16 protein-coding genes are annotated in these 18,775 nt (G+C 71.3%); 4 read left to right on the top strand and 12 right to left on the bottom strand.

The genetic code is table 11. From position 1 onward, the window contains the following. The first annotated feature begins 41 nt into the window (after positions 1–41). Positions 42–848: an alpha/beta fold hydrolase gene (locus ACZ5XZ_RS06730; protein WP_468975004.1), complete on the top strand. Its 807-nt coding sequence runs from the start codon at positions 42–44 to the stop codon at positions 846–848. Here ACZ5XZ_RS06730 and ACZ5XZ_RS06725 read toward each other — a convergent pair. Beyond that, positions 823–1,734 (bottom strand): class I SAM-dependent methyltransferase, encoded by a 912-nt coding sequence (locus ACZ5XZ_RS06725; RefSeq protein ID WP_468975003.1) that lies wholly within the window; start codon positions 1,732–1,734, stop codon positions 823–825. The genes ACZ5XZ_RS06730 and ACZ5XZ_RS06725 overlap by 26 nt on opposite strands. Before the next feature lie 206 nt (positions 1,735–1,940). Here ACZ5XZ_RS06725 and ACZ5XZ_RS06720 point away from each other — a divergent pair, with 206 nt between their 5' ends. Further along, positions 1,941–3,557: a CocE/NonD family hydrolase gene (locus ACZ5XZ_RS06720; RefSeq protein WP_468975002.1), complete on the top strand. Its 1,617-nt coding sequence runs from the start codon at positions 1,941–1,943 to the stop codon at positions 3,555–3,557. A gap of 85 nt (positions 3,558–3,642) precedes the next feature. Here the strand turns inward: ACZ5XZ_RS06720 and ACZ5XZ_RS06715 are convergent, their stop codons facing one another. The 6 genes from ACZ5XZ_RS06715 to ACZ5XZ_RS06690 form a co-directional block, all read right to left on the bottom strand. Then, positions 3,643–5,190 carry an alpha/beta hydrolase gene (locus ACZ5XZ_RS06715; RefSeq protein ID WP_468975001.1) on the bottom strand — a complete coding sequence of 516 codons (1,548 nt, stop codon included), beginning with the start codon at positions 5,188–5,190 and terminating at the stop codon, positions 3,643–3,645. Between the two features lie 191 nt (positions 5,191–5,381). Then, positions 5,382–6,251, bottom strand: a complete 870-nt coding sequence (locus ACZ5XZ_RS06710) for an amino acid ABC transporter permease (protein ID WP_468975000.1) — start codon at positions 6,249–6,251, stop codon at positions 5,382–5,384. After that, positions 6,248–6,892, bottom strand: coding sequence for an amino acid ABC transporter permease (locus ACZ5XZ_RS06705; RefSeq protein WP_468974999.1), 645 nt, complete (start codon positions 6,890–6,892; stop codon positions 6,248–6,250). Before ACZ5XZ_RS06705 ends, ACZ5XZ_RS06710 begins: the two co-directional genes overlap by 4 nt. Before the next feature lie 19 nt (positions 6,893–6,911). Beyond that, positions 6,912–7,844 carry a glutamate ABC transporter substrate-binding protein gene (locus ACZ5XZ_RS06700; protein WP_468974998.1) on the bottom strand — a complete coding sequence of 311 codons (933 nt, stop codon included), beginning with the start codon at positions 7,842–7,844 and terminating at the stop codon, positions 6,912–6,914. Between the two features lie 13 nt (positions 7,845–7,857). After that, positions 7,858–8,601 carry an amino acid ABC transporter ATP-binding protein gene (locus tag ACZ5XZ_RS06695; RefSeq protein ID WP_468974997.1) on the bottom strand — a complete coding sequence of 248 codons (744 nt, stop codon included), beginning with the start codon at positions 8,599–8,601 and terminating at the stop codon, positions 7,858–7,860. A gap of 140 nt (positions 8,602–8,741) precedes the next feature. After that, on the bottom strand, positions 8,742–9,182 hold the full coding sequence (locus tag ACZ5XZ_RS06690) for a DUF6278 family protein (protein WP_468974996.1): 441 nt from the start codon (positions 9,180–9,182) through the stop codon (positions 8,742–8,744). Between the two features lie 214 nt (positions 9,183–9,396). Between ACZ5XZ_RS06690 and ACZ5XZ_RS06685 the strand changes: the two genes are divergently transcribed. Further along, positions 9,397–11,214, top strand: a complete 1,818-nt coding sequence (locus ACZ5XZ_RS06685; protein ID WP_468974995.1) for an SGNH/GDSL hydrolase family protein — start codon at positions 9,397–9,399, stop codon at positions 11,212–11,214. Between the two features lie 18 nt (positions 11,215–11,232). On the opposite strand, the gene ACZ5XZ_RS06680 is transcribed toward ACZ5XZ_RS06685, so the two are convergent. Then, entirely contained in the window at positions 11,233–12,057 is an 825-nt protein-coding gene (locus ACZ5XZ_RS06680; RefSeq protein WP_468974994.1) for an SDR family oxidoreductase, read from the bottom strand. 128 nt (positions 12,058–12,185) lie between these two features. Between ACZ5XZ_RS06680 and ACZ5XZ_RS06675 the strand changes: the two genes are divergently transcribed. After that, a complete protein-coding gene (locus ACZ5XZ_RS06675; RefSeq protein ID WP_468974993.1) occupies positions 12,186–13,058 on the top strand; it encodes a helix-turn-helix transcriptional regulator in 873 nt (290 codons plus the stop codon). A gap of 113 nt (positions 13,059–13,171) precedes the next feature. On the opposite strand, the gene ACZ5XZ_RS06670 is transcribed toward ACZ5XZ_RS06675, so the two are convergent. From ACZ5XZ_RS06670 to ACZ5XZ_RS06655, 4 genes are all read right to left on the bottom strand, one after another. After that, positions 13,172–13,951: an exodeoxyribonuclease III gene (locus tag ACZ5XZ_RS06670; protein ID WP_468974992.1), complete on the bottom strand. Its 780-nt coding sequence runs from the start codon at positions 13,949–13,951 to the stop codon at positions 13,172–13,174. Between the two features lie 53 nt (positions 13,952–14,004). After that, complete coding sequence (locus ACZ5XZ_RS06665; RefSeq protein ID WP_468974991.1) at positions 14,005–14,646, bottom strand: MBL fold metallo-hydrolase; 642 nt, start codon at positions 14,644–14,646, stop codon at positions 14,005–14,007. Positions 14,647–14,753: 107 nt separating this feature from the next. Continuing rightward, a complete protein-coding gene (gene pcaDC / locus ACZ5XZ_RS06660) occupies positions 14,754–16,037 on the bottom strand; it encodes a bifunctional 3-oxoadipate enol-lactonase/4-carboxymuconolactone decarboxylase PcaDC (protein WP_468974990.1) in 1,284 nt (427 codons plus the stop codon). Between the two features lie 328 nt (positions 16,038–16,365). Next, positions 16,366–17,463, bottom strand: coding sequence for an IS110 family RNA-guided transposase (locus tag ACZ5XZ_RS06655; RefSeq protein ID WP_468974989.1), 1,098 nt, complete (start codon positions 17,461–17,463; stop codon positions 16,366–16,368). Positions 17,464–18,775 lie beyond the last annotated feature (1,312 nt).

The raw sequence follows: 18,775 nt of genomic DNA, 5'->3' as shown, positions 1-18,775 counted from the left end.
TAGCATCGAGGAACCACTGAGCGGCAGAGGGGATGCACGGCATGGGATCGGCCCGATTCGCAGAGATCAGCGTCGGATACGAGGACGAGGGCAGCGGCGAGCCGCTGGTGCTCCTGCACGGCCACCCGTTCGACCGCACGATGTGGCGCCCGCAGATCGAGCACTTCAGCCGGGCCGGATGGCGGGTGATCGCCCCGGATCTGCGCGGCTACGGCGAAAGCTCCGTCGTCCCCGGCACGACCCCGCTGGAGACCTTCGTCCGCGACACCGTCGCCCTGCTCGACCGTCTCGGCATCGAGCGCTTCGTGCTCGGCGGGCTGTCCATGGGCGGCCAGATCGTCATGGAGTTCTGGCGGCTCTTCCCGCACCGGATCCGCGGCATGGTGCTCGCGGACACCTTCCCCGCGGCGGAGACCGAGGCCGGCAAGACCGCGCGCCGCGACATGGCGGAGCGGCTCCTACGGGAGGGGATGTCCGGCTACGCACACGAGGTCCTGCCGAAGATGATCTCGCCGCGCACCATCGCCACACAGCCGGACGTCGCCCGGCACGTCCTGGGAATGATGACGGGCACGCCGCCCGAGGGCGCGGCGGCGGCGCTGCGCGGCCGCGCCGAACGCCCCGACTACACGGCGCTGTTGTCGCGGATATCGGTTCCGGTACTGGTGGCGGTCGGCGCGGAGGACGCGTACACCCCGGTGAGCGACGCCCGCGACATCCACCGACGCGTTCCGCACGCCCAGTTGACGGTGATCGAGCAGGCGGCGCACATGCCGAACCTGGAGCGGGCGGACGAGTTCAACGCCGCGCTGGAGGCCTTCCTCAGCACCCTGCCACGGACCGCCTGACGGCAGGACGCGCCGACCGGCGCCCGTCTCCCCGATCCCCGTCTCCCCGATCCCCGTCTCCCCGATCCCCGTCGGCCACTCGCCCGTACGCCAGCAGCGCCGCATGCGGCAGCACCAAGGTGCCGGAGGAGTCCGTGAACTCCCCTGCCAGTACGGCGAATCGGCGCCTGATGCGCTCGGCCACGGCGGCCCCCCGGCTGATCACGGTCTGACCGATCGTCGCGACTCCCGCCGCCGCCCCGCTCCACCACTCCCGCGGCGTCGTGCGGTGGTCCCACACCACCGCACGGCAGCCGGCGTCCACCAGACCGGCGCCCCGGAGCAGACCGACCAGACCCTGCACCGTACGCGGGAAGTCGTCCTCGGGTGCGAGCGCGGGCAGATGCGGCGGACGCTCCACCCCGGCCGCCCGCACGGCGCGCCCGAGCAGCGCCTGCCCCGGCGCCGCGGGCACCGCCCAGGTCGTCAGAGCGATCCGGCCGCCCGGCCGGGTCACCCGGCGCAGCTCGTCGAGGGCCGCTCTCGGCCGCCCCACGTGATTGAGTACGAAGTTGCCGACGACCGCGTCGAACCGGGCGTCGGCGAAGGGGAGTTGCGGCAGGGCGGCAACCTGGACGCACGCCTCGGGGACGGCGCGCGCGGCCCGCCGGGCCATATCGGGCTCGGCGTCCACGGCGACCACCCGTGCCCCGCGTACGGCGGCGGCCGCGGCGACCGTTCCCGTACCCGTCCCGACGTCCAGCACCCGCATGCCCGCGCCCACCCCCGCGGCGTCCAGCAGCCGCGGGACCGGATACGCGCAGAGCCTGCCGAATCCGGCCTCGTACGCGGCCGCGCTCCCCGCCCACACCCGGCGCTCGCTGTCGTCGAACGGCGTGTCGGCCATCGCCTTCCCCACTCCCCTCGCCCCGCGCACCGCCGCGCCGCCGCGTCGACTCCCCCTGGACCCAAGGACGTTACCCACCCGTAACCTACCGACGGGTTACCTAAGGTAAGGCCCGCACCTTACTCTCCAGTCAACTCGAGCCGCCGTACGCCCCTCCTGTCTTCCGACAGCGTACGGCGGGCTCGCTTCGAGATCTGGAGCAGAAGATGACGCCCTCCCGCACGACTCTGCGTGCCGCGATCGGCACCGTCTCGGCGGCAGTGCTGGCCACCACCGTTCTCACCGGTGCGCCGGCCACCGCCCAGGCGGCGGCACCGACATCAGTCCCCACGACGGCGGCGTCCGCCGACTCCGTTGCCGCCTCGTCCGCCGTCAGGTTCGTCGACATCGAGGGCGACGGCGGGATCACCCTCAAGGCGAACGTGTTCACCCCGGCCGGCGCCGACGGGACCCGCCGGTACCCGGTCATCGTGCTGCCGACCAGCTGGGGCATGCCGCAGGTCGAGTACCTGGCCCAGGCCAGGAAGCTGGCCGACGCGGGCTATGTGGTGGTCGGCTACAACTCGCGCGGGTTCTGGCAGTCCGGCGGGCAGATCGAGACGGCCGGACCGCAGGACGTCGCCGATGCGTCGAAGGTCATCGACTGGGCGCTGTCCAACACCCCGGCCGATCCGCACAAGGTCGGCATGGCCGGGGTCTCCTACGGCGCCGGCATCAGCCTGCTGGCCTCCGCGTTCGACAAGCGGATCAAGGTGGTCGCGGCGCTCAGCGGCTGGGGCGACCTCATCGGTTCGATCTACAGCGGCCGTACCCAGCATCTGCAGGCGGCGGCGATGCTCGGCGGTGCGGGCGAGCTGACCGGACGGCCGAGCCCCGAACTGCGGACCATCCTCAAGGACTTCCTCGGCTCGAACCTCGCCAAGGAACAGGACATGATCGCGTGGGGCAAGAAGCGCTCCCCCGCCACCTACCTCGACAAGATCAACGCCAACGGCGCCGCGATCATGCTCGGCAACGCCTGGGGCGACTCCCTCTTCCCGCCCAACCAGTACGCCGACTTCTACGAGAAGCTCAAGGGCCCCAAACGGCTGGAGTTCCGCCCGGGTGACCACGCGACGGCCGAGGCGACGGGGCTCTTCGGACTGCCCAACGACACCTGGACCAACACCAAGCGGTGGTTCGACCACTACCTCAAGGGCGCCGACAACGGCATCGACCGCGAGTCGCCGGTGCTGCTCAAGTCCCGTTCCACCGGCGCGTACGAGGGCTACAAGAGCTGGCAGGACGTGCCGTCCGCGCAGCGCAGGATCGAGCTGGGCGGCAGCAAGCAGATCAACACCAACTGGGACTCCGGCGCCAACGGCGGGCTGATCTTCCTCTCCAGCATGCTGGACCAGTTCTTCCGGTTGCCGCCGATGGCCTCGATCCCGCTGCTGCCGCGCTCCCTGGCCGCCGTCTGGCAGTCCGAGCGCTACGAGAGCGGGCAGCGGGTCCGCGGCACCACCAAGCTGCACACCACCCTCACCAGCACCGCCGAGAGCGGCACCGCCATCGCCTACCTCTACGACGTGGGGCCGCTGGGCCTCGGCAGGCTGGTCACCCACGCGCCGTTCACCTTCCACGACAAGACCCCCGGCCAGCCGTTCGGCGTGGACCTGGATCTCTTCTCCACGGCCTACGACGTCCCCGCCGGACACCGGCTGGCGGTGGTCGTGGACACCGTCGACCCGCTGTACATCGAGCACAATCCGGGCGGCGCGCGGCTGACGTTCTCCTCCCCGGCGAACGACCCGTCGTATGTGTCGGTGCCGGTGCGCGACTGAGGGTGCGGCTCGGAGGTCCGAAGGGCACGTTCCAAAGGGCACGTTCCTAAGGGCACGTCCTGGACCTCCGAGCTACGGAACACCCCTACCCGCGCTGCGCCGGTACGGGCAGCGGCTTGGCGGGGCATGTCGCGTCGTGCGCCGGGACGGTTCCGTTCAGGAGGTAGGCGTCGACGATGCGGTCGACACAGGCATTGCCGTTCTGGTACTGCCCGTGGTCGCCGCCGCCCGCGACCGTGACCAGGCGTGAGCCCCGCAGCGCCTGGTGCGCCCGCACCGCGCCCTCGTAGTACGTGGCCGGGTCGTGCTCGGAGTTGAGCATCAGGGTGGGCGGCAGGCCCTTGCCGGTGACCTTCACCCGCGGCGCGTCCGACTCCGGCCAGTACACGCAGGTCGCGGCGTACGCCAGCTCCCGCGCCCCGACCAGCGGGTACTTCTCGGTGTCCTTGGCGCTCTGCCGTATCCAGTAGCCGAGGTCCCGGCTCCACGGGGTGTCGTTGCAGGTGACCGGGAAGTACGTGGCGGCGAATCCGGGAGACAGGTAGCTGCCGAAGGCCTGCTGGGCGAGCCGGCGCTCGGCCGGCGTCGCCGTCTCCCAGTGCTCCAGGGCGGCCAGCGCGGTCGCCAGCCCGTCCCACTGCCGGTCGGCGTTGTACATCCCCTGGAGCGTGGCGTTGTCGAGCTGGTTGGGCCCGATCGTCAGCGGGCCGACGGTGATCGGGCGGTCGTGCAGCGCCCGGCGGCGCGCCTCCCACGTCGCCTTCGCTTCGGCGGCGGTGCTCCCGTAGTGGTAGACCGCGTCGTACCGGGCGATCCACGGCAGGAAGTCCTGCTCGAAACGGCGCTGGAAGCTCATCGGTTGCCCGAGTTCGGCCTGCTGCCAGGTCCCGTCGAACGCCAGGTTGCTGTCCAGCACGGCGCGCTCGACGTGCCGCGGGAAGCGTGTCGCGTAGTACGCGCCGAGCCAGGTGGCGTACGACGGCCCGTAGTACGAGATCTTCCGCACGCCGAGCAGTGCGCGGAACAGGTCCATGTCGCGTACGGCCTGGTCCGTGGTGAGGTACGTGACCAGGTCGCCGCTGCGCTCCCGACAGCCCTTGGAGAACTGCCTGGACCGGTCCACCACGCCGTGGAGCGCCGCGGGCGAGCGGTCGCGGAAGTCACCGGCATAGAAGTCGCGGAACTCGGCGTCGGTCTGGCATGTCGCGTGCGAGCTGCTGCCGACGCCCCGCTGGTCGAAGCCCACCACGTCGTAGGCGGCACCGACCGCGGGCGACGCCTTGACGAAGCCCGCGGGCCGCGTGAGCCCCGAGGCGCCCGGCCCGCCGGCGGCCATCATCAGCACCCCGCGGCGCCTGGCCGGGTCGGCGGCCCGGTGCCGGGACACCGCGATGGTCAGATCCGCGCCCTTCCCCGGGTGGTGCCAGTCGCGGGGCACGGTCATCGCCGCGCACTGCAGCGAGGGCTCCCGCTCGCAGGGCTTCCAGTCGAGCCGCTGCCCGGCGTAGCGCGCGGCCGCGGGCGCGGGCGCTACGCCGCCGGCCGCGGCGCCCGCCGGTGCGGACTGCACCGCGACCGCCGGGGCGACGGCGCTCGCGATGGCCGCGGCCACCACACCCGACAGTGCGGCCACGGGCCATCGCGGTTTCCTGGACGTGGACATCGAACCTCCCGGTGGCCGCGCTCGACCGCGCGGCGTCTGATGCGATGTTCGCGCTCCGGGAACCCTCGATCGATCATGCTGGTTGCCGTCCTCGGGGTGGCACCAGCACCACTACGGCCGTGCCTCGCGCACCGACGTGCCGGGACAGCGCCCTGAAGCGCTCACCCCATGTGGCGCCGGTGGTCCCCCGGCATCAGGGTGCCGGGCTCGGCGGCGGCCACCTCGGCGGCGTCGACCTTGGGGTTGCGCTTCTGGCGCCGGGAGACCCAGTTGGCCAGCCAGGACAGCAGCATGCACATCCCGATGTAGATCGGCGAGATGATCATGACGACGGGGATGAACGGCAGGCCGTAGTCGAGGTTGGAGGCGATCAGCTTGCCGGCGTGCAGGAACTCCTCGTAGGTGATGAGGTAGCCGAGCGAGGTGTCCTTCAGGGCGACCACCAGCTGGCTGATGATGGCCGGGAGCATCGCGCGGACCGCCTGCGGCACCAGGACGTGCGTCATGACCTGGGTCTTGCGCATGCCCAGTGCGTACGCGGCCTCCCGCTGGCCGCGCTCGACGGCGTTGACGCCGCTGCGGAAGACCTCCGCGAGGACCGAGCCGTTGTAGAGGGTCAGGCCGGCGACGAGGGCGGGCAGCGGCGCGACCTGCAGCGCCACATAGATGAAGAAGATCATGACGAGCAGGGGCATCGCGCGGAAGAACTCCACCACCAGGGTGCACACCCAGCGCACGATCCGGTGCTCGGAGAGCCGGCCGGTGGCGAGCGCCGCGCCGAGCGCCAGGGAGAACACCGCCGCGAGGCCGAAGGCCCGCAGCGTGTTGCCGAGACCGGTGAGCAGCAGTTCCTGGATCCCCTTGTAGAGGAAGGGGCTCCACTTGGCCGCGGTGAACTGCCCGGTGTCGAAGAGGAGGTAGACGATCCAGACGACCAGGGCGATGATCACGGCCGTCGCCCCGACGCCGTAGAGCCGGTGCCGCGCCCTGGTCCGCGGGCCCGGAATGTCGTACAGGGCGGTGGTGGTCATCGGGCGGCTCCGAAGCGCTTCTCCAGCACGTTGAAGATCGCGCTGATGGACAGGGTCACGATCAGATAGCCCACGGCGATCCAGACGAAGGACCAGATGATGCTGTAGCCCATCTCGCTGAGCGGTTTGTAGACGCCGAGCAGTTCGGTGACGCTGAAGGCGCCGGCGATCGCGGAGTTCTTGGCGAGCGCGATCAGCGTCGAGCCGATGGGCGGGATGACGGACCGGAAGGCCTGCGGCAGGACGATGTCGCCGAGGGTCTGCGGAAAGGTCAGGCCCAGGCTGCGGGCCGCCTCGCCCTGGCCGACCGGCACGGTGTTGATGCCGGAGCGCACCGCCTCGCAGATGAAGGCCGAGGTGTAGCAGCCCAGCGCCAGGATGGCGAAGAGCTTGAAGGGCAGTACGAGGCCGAAGCGCGGCAGGCCCAGCACCACCGCGAAGAACAGCAGCGTCAGCGGCGTGTTGCGCAGCACCATCACCCATGCCGTGCCCAGGGCCCGCAGCGAGCCGACCGGTGCGACGCGGAAGGCCGCCATGAGGAAGCCCAGGCCGAGCGCGAGCAGCGAGGCGTAGACGGTGAGTTCGACGGTGCCCAGCAGGCCCTCCCCGTAGAGGGAGAGGTTGTCGAGGAGAACGTTCATCGGTCGGTTCCTTGGCTCCTCAGTCCGCCGGGTAGCGGTCGATCGGGGGCGGCTTGGGCGCGGGCACCCCGGACAGGCCGAGGGTCGCGTCGTAGGCCTTCTGCCAGTTGCCGTTCGCCTCGTCCGCGGCGAGCGCGTCGTCGAGCGCGTAGCGCAGCGCGTTGTCGCCGTGCGGGACACCGATGCCGTACGGCTCCTGGGAGAACGGCTTGCCGACGACCTTCAGCTCGTCGGGCACCTTGGCCGCGTAGCCCAGCAGGATCGCGTCATCGGTGGTGACCGCGTCGACCTGGTAGGTCAGCAGGTTGTCGACGCACACCGAGTAGGTGTCGTAGGCGACCAGGACGGCCTTGGGGTACTCGGTCTGCATGCGCTGGTACGGGGTCGAGCCGGCGGCCGAGCAGACGCGTTTGCCGGCCAGGTCCTGCGGCCCCTTGATGTCGTTCTCGTCGGCGCGCACCAGCAGCGACTGGCCGGCCATGTAGTAGGGGCCCGCGAAGCCCACCAGCTTCTTGCGCTTGTCGTTGATGGTGTACGTGCCGACGTAGAGGTCGATCTGGCCGTTCTGCAGGGCCGTCTCGCGGTTGGCGGAGGCGATCGTCTTGAACTCGACGGTGCTGGGCGGGAAGCCCAGTGCGGCCGACGCCATCTTGGCGATCTCGATGTCGAAGCCGGAGTAGCGGCCGGAGGCCGGGTCCCGCTCGCCGAGGTAGGGCTGGTCCTCCTTGACGCCGATGATGAGATGGCCGCGGCGCTTGGCCCGCGCCCAGGTCGGGGAGTCGGGCAGCGAGAAGTCCTTGGCGACGGGGTACTGGGGCAGTTCGCTGCCCTTGGGGCCCTTGACCGGCGGGCTGCCGGGCCGGCCGCAGCCCGCGAGGGCGAGCGCGGCGAGCGCGAGGGCCATGAAGGCCACAAGGGCACGGCGCAGGCGCGTGGAATGACGGTGCGGCATCGCGGCGCCCCCGTTAGTGCTTGAGGATCTTGGAGAGGAAGTCCTTGGCCCGTTCGCTGCGCGGTGCGGTGAAGAACTCCTCGGGGGTGCGGTCCTCGACGATCCGGCCGTCGGCCATGAACACCACGCGGTTGGCGGCGGAGCGGGCGAAGCCCATCTCATGCGTGACCACCACCATCGTCATGCCCTCCCGGGCGAGCTGGCGCATGACCTCCAGCACCTCGTTGATCATCTCCGGGTCGAGCGCGGAGGTAGGCTCGTCGAAGAGCAGCGCCTTGGGCTCCATGGCGAGCGCGCGGGCGATGGCGACGCGCTGCTGCTGGCCGCCGGAGAGCTGTGCGGGGTACTTGTCGGCCTGCGAGGCGAGCCCGACCCGGTCCAGGAGTTCGCGGGCGCGCCGCGCGGCCTCGTCCTTCTTCTTCTTACGGACCTTGATCGGCGCCAGCATGATGTTGGCGAGCACGGTCTTGTGCGCGAAGAGGTTGAACGACTGGAAGACCATGCCGACTTCGGCACGCAGCTGGGCCAGCGCGCGGCCCTCTTCGGGCAGCGGTCGGCCGTCCAGCTTGATGGTGCCCGACTCGACGGCTTCCAGGCGGTTGATGGCCCGGCACAGGGTGGACTTCCCGGACCCGGAGGGCCCGATGACCACGACCACCTCCCCGCGGCCGACGGTGAGGTCGATGTCCTGGAGGACATGCAGATTTCCGAAGTGCTTGTTGACCCCGCGCATCTCGATCAGCGCATCACCGGCCATATGCAGTCCTGCCCACTCTCATCCGTACCGCGCGGAGCCCGCAACCTACCGGGGCGAAAGGGGCGCATCTTCGCTGACACGCACGTATCAGCGGATAGGAGTGGATAAATCAGGTAAGCCCGTTACCTCCCAGGCGGGTGTCAGGCCTCGGAGGCCTCGGCGTAGACCTGGGACAGCTCCGGCGCACCGACATCGGCCCATTCATGGCCCGCCGCCACCACGTCGACCTCCCGCCCGGACTCCAGCCGGACCACCGGCTGCCCGTTGGGCCAGACATGCCAGACCGCGCCGCGCACCGTGCGCACCAGGACCGTGCCGAGGTAGAGACCCGCGTCGTTGCCGAGCCAGGGCACCACCTCCGGATCATCCCGCCATACCGGCTGCAACTGGTCCAGCCGCTCCAACGACCGTACGGAGTCGTCCAGTTCCACCCCCGCGGTGGCGGCCTGGGCCCGCAGCAGCTCGCATTCGGACAGCAGCTCGACGACGCTTCCGGGATCGGCGCGCACCGACTCCGCGAGCGGCACGGACCGGTGCGCATGCTGACGCCTACGCCACTTGTCCAGGAAAGACATGTTCATGGTGTGCAGGGTCCCACCCGACCTGTGGTGCGGGCCACAGGCGCGCGGCGCGAGCGGACCCGGTTCGTCACCTTGACGCTCCCCGCCGGCCTCCCTACCTTCATGGCGCTCGGATCGGATCGGCCGGATCCGGCACCGCCCCCTCGCGCCTTGAGGGAGCGGCCGGATCGCAGTGCACACCTGCCCGTTGACGCTCCCGAAGGGACACCGACCGATGCGCCCACGACGATGGGGAACCACCCTGACCCTGCTGCTCACCGCGACGGCACTGCCCGCCACCATCTCCGCCGGCCCGGCCGTGGCCACCCCGCCCGGCCCGGCACACCACCCGCTGCCGCTGGCGAGGCTCTTCGACAACAGGGCGGTCAGCGACGACTCCGCACCCGGCGCGGCCGACTTCGACGGCGCCGGCCACTCGCTGTCCGCGCAGGACCTGGCGGCGGCCGGCTGGACGCCCGGGAGCGCACCGACCATCGACGCGACACGGCTCACCTGGCCGCGTACAGCGGCCGGGACACCGGACAACCTGCGGGCGGACGGGCAGTCGGTGGCCGTGCGCGGGCGGGGCACGAAGCTGACGTTCCTGGTCGCCGGGACGGGCGGCACGGCGTCCGGCACCGGCAGCGTGCGCTATCGGGACGGCTCGCGCAGCTCCTACGAACTCACCGCGCCCGACTGGCTGTCCGGCCCGCTCAGCACCAAGGCGGTGGCGCTGCCGCACGTCAACGGCGCGGACGGCGGGCCGGTCGGGCCCGCGCGGCTGTACGCGGTGTCGGTACCGCTGCGGGCCGAGCGGGAGGTGGCGTCCGTGGCATTGCCCAAGGCGCCGGAAACGGGTGCGGAACTGCATGTCTTCGCGGTGTCGGTCCGGGACGACGGGCGTGGCCGGACCGGGAGTTGGGCGGCCAGCACTGCCGGCTACCGAGCCGTCGGCCCCTGGCGGGACCGTACGCTGCGGCTGGTCGTCCACAGCGGGGCGGGCGGGCCGCGGGCGCGGATCCGGATCGCCAACACCTTCGCGGCGGCGCCGGTCGACATCGGGGCGGCCAGCATCGCGGTACGCGGCGCGGGGGCGGCGGCGGACGGCGAGCCCGTGCCGCTGACCTTCGGCCGGGGGCGGACCGGCACCCGGATACCCGCCGGCGCCGAGGCCTTCAGCGACCCGGCGCCCTTCGCCGTCCCCGCCGGCACCGATCTGCTGGTGAGCATCCATCTGCCGGGCACGGTGACGGCGGCGCCGGTGCACCAGGAGGCGGCCCAGCTGTCGTATCTGAGCGCGGACGGCAGCGGGGACCGTACGACGGACGCCGAGGGCGGCGGCTATCCGGAGACGATGACCTTCTGGCCGTTCCTGACGGGTGTCGAGGTGGACGGCGGGCCCGGCTCGATCGTGGCGCTGGGCGACTCGCTCACCGACGGGGTGAAGTCGACCGGCGGCGCCAACCGGCGCTGGCCGGACGTCCTCGCCCGCCGCTTCCAGACCCAGAGCGTGCTGCCCCGTTACGGCGTGCTCAACCACGGCATCTCGGCGAACCGGATCGTCACCGACCGCTATCCGGGCGACGGGGTCAGCACGGACACCGGCGGGGTCAGCGCCGAGCACCGACTGGAGCGCGATGTGCTGGCGCAGCCGTCGGTGCGGACGGTGGTGGTGTTCGAGGGTGTCAACGACGTGCGCTGGGGGACCCCGGCCGAGGAGGTCGTCGCCGGCCTTCGGGCCCTCGCCCGGCGGGCGCACGAGCGGGGACTGCGGGTCGTGGTCGCGACCATCGCCCCCTGCGAGGGCTACCGCGACTGCACCCCGGCGGTGGAGGACCGCCGCCAGGCCGTCAACGCCTTCGTACGCGGCGACGCCGGCACCGTCTTCGACTCGACACTGGACTTCGACGCCGTACTGCGCGATCCGCAGCGCCCCCAGCGCCTGCTGCCCGCCTACGACAGCGGCGACCACCTCCACCCCGGCGACGCGGGCCTGCAGGCGCTGGGCGATGCGGTGGACCTGCGGGCACTGGTGCCGGGTCGGCGGGGGTGAGGCCGGGCGCCCGGGGCCTCAGCCCTGCTGCACGGGGACGACGACCAGGTCGGCGATGTTGACGTGCGGTGGGACGGAGACGGCGAAGGCGATGGCCTCGGCGACGTCCTCGGCGGCCAGCGGACGCAGGTCGGTCCGCATACGGGCCAATGACGTGCGCAGGTCGGCGTCGTGCAGGTCCGCGCCGAGTTCCGTGACGGTGACGCCGGGTTCCACGTTCTTCACGCGGACGCCGCGGGGCCCCAGTTCGGCGCGCAGATTGCGGGTCAGGTGGGCGACGGCGGACTTGGTGGCGCAGTAGACCGACCAGTTGGGGTAGAGAGCGTGGCCGGCGACGGATCCCACCTGCACCAGATCCGCGGGACGGCCGTCGGCCGCGGCGGCCAGGAGGCCGTCGGTGAAGGCCCGCGCGGTGTGGAGCAGACCGCGGAGATTGACGTCGATCATGCGGTCCCACTCGTCGGTCCGGGCGGTCTCGAAGGGGGCGCCGAGCATCACCCCGGCGTTGGCCACGACGAGGTCGACGGGCCCGAGGGCCGAGACGACGGCGCGGGCGGCGGTGTCGAGGGCCTCGGGGTCGGTCACATCGACGGCCACCGGCAGCAGGGCTCCCCCGGCCGTGGGACGGAGCCGATCAGCCAGGTCCGTCAGCCGGTCCTCGCGGCGGCCCAGGAGGGCGACATGCGCCCCGCCGGCGGCCAGGCGGCGGGCGGTGGCCGCGCCGATCCCGCTGGAGGCACCGGTCACGACCGCGACCCGGCCGGTCAGGGTCCGGATGAACTGGTCGTCGCCGGTGGCAGTGGTGAGGGAGGAAGAGGCGGTGGTCAAGGGGAGGGAAGTCATGCCCTCACCCTGCGGCGGGCCCGCCGCGGGGACCAGGCAACGCCTCTCCCGGGAGCAGCGATCCTGGGAGTTCCACGGCCACCTTCCGGGCTCCCGCCACCGGCTTCGTCACGCCTAGGGTGGCGGTCATGGACAGCGCGAACCCGCTCGGCGAGTACCTCCGTGCCCGCCGTGCCCTGGTCACACCCGAGGACGCCGGACTGCCGGTGTCCGGCCGGCGCCGGGTGGCGGGGCTGCGCCGGGAGGAAGTGGCGATCCTGGCCGGCGTCAGCAGCGACTACTACACACGGCTGGAGCAGGGCCGCGAACGGAGTCCTTCCGCGCAGGTGGTCGAGGCCCTGGCCCGGGCCCTGAACCTGGGCGAGGACGCCACGGACCACCTGCACCGGCTGACGCGACCGGCCCCGGAGCGGGGGCGGGCACGCACCCGGCCGGAGCCGGTCGGCCCGGCGCTGCTGCGGATGATGGCGGGCTGGCACCGTACTCCGGCCGTGGTGCTGGGAGGCCGTCTGACCGTGCTGGCCGACAACTCCCTGGGCCGGGCCCTGTTCGCCGGCCACACCTACAGCGGCGATCTGCTGCGTCTGGTGTTCCTCGATCCGGACGCGCGGGCGTTCTACCCGGACTGGGAGCGGGCGGCGGGCAACGCCGTGGCCGCGCTGCGATCGGCGGCGGGCACCGGCCACGACGACCCGCAGCTCGTCCGTACCGTCGGCGAACTGTCGTTGCACAGCCCGGAGTTCCGCCGACTGTGGGCCCGCCACGACATTCGCCCGAAGACCCGCGAGACCAAACGCTTTCGGCACCCTCTGGTGGGGGAACTGACGCTGGACTACGAGTCGCTGACCGTCAACAGCGCCCCCGGGCAGCAGTTGGTCGTCTACCAAGCGGCCCCCGGCAGTCCCTCGGAACAGGCACTGATCCTCCTGGGAAGCCTGACCGCCGACGACCCCGCCCGGCATCCGGCACCGTCCAGGACGGCATCCTCCGACGAGAGCTGAACCCCCGCCTCAGGCCCGTGCGGACGACCGCCCCTGCGGCCGGCTGGTTCGTCGCCGGCCGGCCGCATCCCGGCCAGACGCCCAGACGTCCAGACGCCTAGACCCCTACACGCCTAGACGTCGAGGTCCACAACAACGGGGGCATGGTCCGAAGCACCCTTGCCCTTGCGCTCCTCGCGGTCCACGTAGGCGTCGGAGACGGCCTTGGCGAACGGCTCGTTGCCGTAGACCAGGTCGATGCGCATACCGCGGTTCTTGGGGAAGGCCAGCTGGCGGTAGTCCCAGTAGGTGTACGGCCGGTCGTACTTGAGCGGGCGCGGTACGACGTCCGTCAGGCCCGCCTCGCGCAGCGCCGTCAGGGCGGCGCGCTCGGCGGGGGTGACATGGGTGGCGCCGACGAACACCGCGGGGTCCCAGACGTCCTCGTCCGTGGGGGCGACGTTGTAGTCGCCGAGGACCGCGAACGGGCGGGGGCCCGCCGCGTCCTCGGCGACCGCGGTCTTCAGCGCCTCGAACCAGCCGAGCTTGTAGGTGTAGTGCGCATGGTCGATCTCGCGGCCGTTGGGGACGTACACCGACCAGACGCGGGCCGGGCCGCAGGTCGCCGAGATCGCGCGCGGCTCCTGCGCCCCCTCGTAGTCCGGGCCGCCCGGGAGCCCGTGCACCACGTCCTCCAGCCCCACCTTGGACAGCAGGGCCACGCCGTTCCACCGCCCGGTGGCGTTGACCGCCGCTTCATAGCCGAGCTCGCGCAGCTCGTCGTACGGGAACTGCTCGGCGGTGCACTTGGTCTCCTGGATGCACAGCACGTCCGTGCCGGTGCTCTCCAGCCAGGCCAGCAGCCGCGGGAGGCGGGCGGTGATCGAATTGACGTTCCAGGTCGCGATGCGCATGTCTGCAAACCTACAGCCCGGCACTGACAGTCGGCTCCCGGCCGGTCCGGCGCTCAGCCGACCAGGGTGCTGCTGCCGGGAGCGAGCCGGCCGTGGTCGGTACCACCCAGCTGGTCGATCATGGTGTCGTAGATCGGCCGGGCGTGGTCCTGGAGCAGGCTGTCGTGGATGTCGACGGCCCGCCGGGGCGCGACCTCGCGGACGTAGTCGATCACCTCGGCGACCTTGTTCCAGGGCGCGTGGACGGGCAGCAGCAGGGTGTCGACCGTACGGCCCTCGGGGACGGTGAGCGCGTCGCCCGGGTGGAACACCGCGCCGCCGTCGATCAGGTAGCCGACGTTGGTGATCCGCGGGATGTCGGGGTGGATGACGGCGTGCAGCTGGCCGTGCACCTCGACCTCGAATCCGGCCGCGGTGAAGGTGTCGCCCTCGCCGACCGTGTGCACCCGGCCGGGGAACGCGGCCGAGAGCTGCTCGGCGACGCTGGCCAGGGTCCAGATCCGGGCGCCGGGGTTGGCCTCCATGCCCGCGCGCAGCCGGTCCTCGTTGAAGTGGTCCCGGTGCTCGTGGGTGACCAGGATCGCGTCCGCTCCGACGGCCGCGTCCGCTTCGCTGAAGACACCGGGGTCGATGACGAGCGTCTGCCCGTCCTTCTCCAGCCGGACACAGGCATGGGTCTTCTTGGTGAGTTCCATGGCCGCCATCTTGCCGCGCGCGGGGCCGGTGGGGGGCGAGATGGGCGAGCGACTGGAGGGGCCTCCCCCTCGGGCCCGGGAGGCGCGACGAGCCGAGCCCGCCGGCCTCACGCCTCCGGCGTGGTCTCCTCCCGGATCACCCGCTGGGCGACCGCGAAGGCGGAGTTGGCGGCCGGGACGCCGCAGTAGACGGCGGTGTGCAGCAGGACTTCCTTGATCTCCGCGGGAGTCAGGCCGTTGCGCAGGGCCGCGCGGGTGTGCAGCGCCAGCTCGTCCTGGTGGCCGCGGGCGACCAGCGCGGTGAGCGTGATGACGCTGCGGGTACGGCGGTCCAGGCCGGGACGGCTCCAGGTCTCGCCCCAGGCGTAGCGGGTGATGAAGTCGTGGAAGTCCCCCGTGAAGGCGTCGGTGGCGGACTCGACCCGGTCGACATGGGCGTCGCCCAGGACCTCGCGGCGGATCTTGATGCCCGCCTCGTACGTGCCGCCGCGGTGCTGCTCCGGCTGGGCGAGGCCGGACTCTATGGCGGCGGGCGGCGCCTGCGGGGGCGGCGGGGGCGCGATCTGCGGCTTGGGGGCCGCGGCGCCGATGGCGGCCTGGCCACCGGGGCCCGGCTTGTCGTGCCAGGCGGTGGTGAAGTGCCGGATGAGGAGCTCGGTGACGGCCGAGGGCTGCTCGACGGGCGCGAGGTGGGAGGTCCCGGGCACCAGCGCCAGGCTCGCGTCGGGTATGCCGGCGACCAGGGTGCGGGCGTCGGTGGTCGGGGTGACCTGGTCCTCGGAGCCGACGACGACCAGCGTGGGCACGCCGACCCGGCCGAGCGAGGACCGTACGTCGAAGGAGGCCAGCGCCTCACAGGCGGCGATGTAGCAGCCGGGGTCGGTGGTCCGCACCATCTGGACGGCCCACTCGACGATCGCGGGCTGGGCGCCGGCGAAGCCCTGGGTGAACCAGTGCTCCGGGGAGGTGCGGGCGATCGGGTCGAGTCCGTTGGTGCGGATGACCACGCCGCGCTGGCGCCAGGCATCGGCGGTGCCGTAGCGCGGCGACGAGGACACCAGCGCCAGCGAGGTGACCCGGTGGGGGCGGGTGAGCGCCAGCTGGGTGCCGATGGCGCCGCCGATGTTGCAGCCCGCGTAGCCGAAGCGGTCCACGCCGAGCGCGTCGAGGGTGGCGACCAGCCGGTCGGCCAGTTCGGCGATGGAAGGCGCCGCGTGCGCGGGCGAGCCACCGTGTCCGGGCAGGTCGAAACGGATCACGCGCCAGTGACGGGTCAACTCGGGGATCTGCCGGTCCCACATGTGCCATGTGGTACCGAGCGAGGCACCCAGTACGAGTACGGGGGCGTCGTCGGGGCCGTCAATCCGGTGCTGCAGGGTCTTCTCGCTCACCCGGCCACGCTACCGAACACTCTGACGCGGTCCTGACACCCGGGTCAGGAAGAGCTGGCACGAGGACGGCTCGGCGTGGCCGCCGACCGCACTCGAACCGGGATACGTGCAGGTCAGAGCCGCACGGTCGAGACGATGGAGACGACCGGGCGACCCAGCTCGTCGTAGCTCACCATGATCTGCTGGTACGGATGCGGTGCCTTGCTCGTGACGAGAAATCGGGCATCTTCTGACCCATCAAAGCGGTGCTGCGGGGAGTGCGTCGCTGTCTCACTGACGCCCTGCCCGCTCTCGCATCTCACAACAGCCCCTATGACGGGGGCCAAGGCTATACGGGCCTGACCAGGTGGAACACCTCCCGGGCAGCGTAGCGTTTGAGGCATCGGACGATTTCGCGTCGGGTCTTGCCCTCCTTGATGCGGCGTTCGCAGTAGTCCTGGGTGCGCGGGTCGAAGCGCAGACGCGTCTGCACGATCCGGTGCAGGGCGGCATTGGCCTGCCGGTCGCCCCCGCGGTTGAGGCGACGGTACTGCCGACTGCCCGAGGAACGCTCGACGGGACTGACTCCACAGAGTGCGGCGAAGGACGCCTCGCTGCCCAGCCGTTCCGGGTTGTCCCCCACCGCGATCAGCAAAGTGACGGCCGTGTCCGGCCCGATCCCCACCACTGCGAGCAGCTGCGGGGCGTGGCGTTCCACGAGGCGGGCCAGGCGATCTTCCAAGTCCCGGATCTGCTCGGTGAGCTGCCCGATCCGGCGGGCCAGCAGACTCAACGTGATGCGGGTGGCCTGTAGCACCGTCTCTGCGTCGTCCTCGTCATTCTTGCTGTCGTCGGCAAGCCGGGCGCAGGTACGGAAGAGATCCGCATTGTTCAGCCTGGCCAGCTCATCCCGCAGGCCGGGGTCGGCAGTGATGAGGACGGCCTTGAGCTGGTTGATGGCCTGCGTGCGGGCCTTGACTGCCGAGCCCTTGGCCAGTTTGTACATCCGGGCGATCTGCACTGGTCCGTCGCCCGACTTGGCCCGAGCACGCGCCCGCCCGCTCAACACCGCTCGCGCCGCGTTCTGGGCATCGAGCGGATCCGTCTTGCCGCGCCGACGGCGATCCGTGCGGTCCATCCGATTCACGTCGAACACGTCCACACCCTGGGCCAGCAGATAGCGGGACAGAGCCGCCCCGAAGGAGCCGGTCCCCTCAACCCCGGCCCGCCTCACCACACCCAGGCCCCTGGCCCACTTCAGCAGATCGCGGTACCCAGCCGCGGTGGCCGGGAACTCGCCGGTGGCGAGCACTGCCCCCACCAAGGAGAGCACCGCAGCCACGTGAGCATCCCGGTGCGTGTCCACTCCCAGCACCACCTCCCCCGTGGGGCGGCGACGGCGCGCACGCGGGACAGGCGACGTACTCGACGTGCTCGTTGGGGACATGCTCGTTCCCTTCCGGTCCGATGGCTCATCGCGTTGCCGGCACCGGGTCGCGTCAGGTGGTCAGAATTGTGATGACGCCTCATGGATCGGCAGGCCCCTATCGAGACACACCCCGCCAGCCCGGTACCGACAACGCACCTTCCCCGGCCAACGGCCGACACTGTGACAGAAGGACATCGCGGTCAGAGATCTCATGAGTCAGACCCAGACCGGGGAAAGCGCCCACCCACCCTCTCGCCCCTCACGGCATGTGGACACCGGTTGTTCAAACCCGACCGTCAGTCGGGGCCATTCGACAGCTTGCGCCCACTGACGACAGCGAGTGGACGGACCAAGGAGATAGTGACGACGCGCGCTGCGACCGACCTGCTCGGTGAACGGGCAATGGCCTGCCTCGAGGCGGCGCGTCCACACATCGAACACTTCCACGCCCCGGGCCAGCAGATAACGGGACAAGGTCGCCCCGAAGGAGCCGGTCCCCTCCACTCCCGCCCGACGCGCCATGCCCAGCCCCCTGGGCCACTCCAGCAAATCGCGGTATCCCACCGTGGTGGCCCGGAACACCGCGGTGCCGATCACTGCACCCACCAGGGAGACCACAGCAGCCACATGAGCATCCCGGTGCGTGTCCACACCAAGGACCACCTCCCCCATGGACCGGCGTCGGCGAGTACGCGAGAGGTTAAGAACGTACCGGTCATGCTCGTTCACCTTCCGACCCGATAGCGCATCGCGTAGCCGGCGCCGAACCGCGCAGACGGTCAGAACTGTGACAAAGCCTCCACGAGGCGGCCAGAGCCGATGTCTTCCACTTCATCAAGGTCGAATACCACCGCACCCGCCTGCGCAAGCACCCGGATTACGGCTACGTCACCCCGATCGAGACCCGGGCCCTGGCAGCCCAGGACCTCACTCCCGCAGCGTAACCACCCGCTGTCCATGATCAGGGGGAACTTCAGCGGCGGTGTTCACCCAAAGCCACACGCGGAAATCCCAGCTCGGAACACCGGCCCCACAGCGTCTGCGAACGTTTGGGTAGCAGCTGAATCAATCCGACTCATATGCTTTTCCTGGCTCGTTGGGTATTCAACGATGGGTCATGCAGTCACCAGCCGAAGGGAGGGGCCAGCCGTGCCCACAGTGCGCGAGGTGGTGGCCACGGCGGCCCCAGGCAAACTACCGCTGCTCGACGGCCTGGCCTCCCTTGATGACGAGAGTCTGGCTCGACTGCTCGGCCGTCGGAGAGGCCGAAAGGAGCCACTCGGGTTCGGGTTTGCCGAAGTCGCCGGACTGGCCACTCCCGTGGTGTGGC

It is taken from the genome of Streptomyces sp. NPDC033270 (assembly GCF_055576575.1).
Note: the sequence above shows the minus strand (reverse complement) of the source record. Positions and strands in the feature narration are given on the sequence as shown.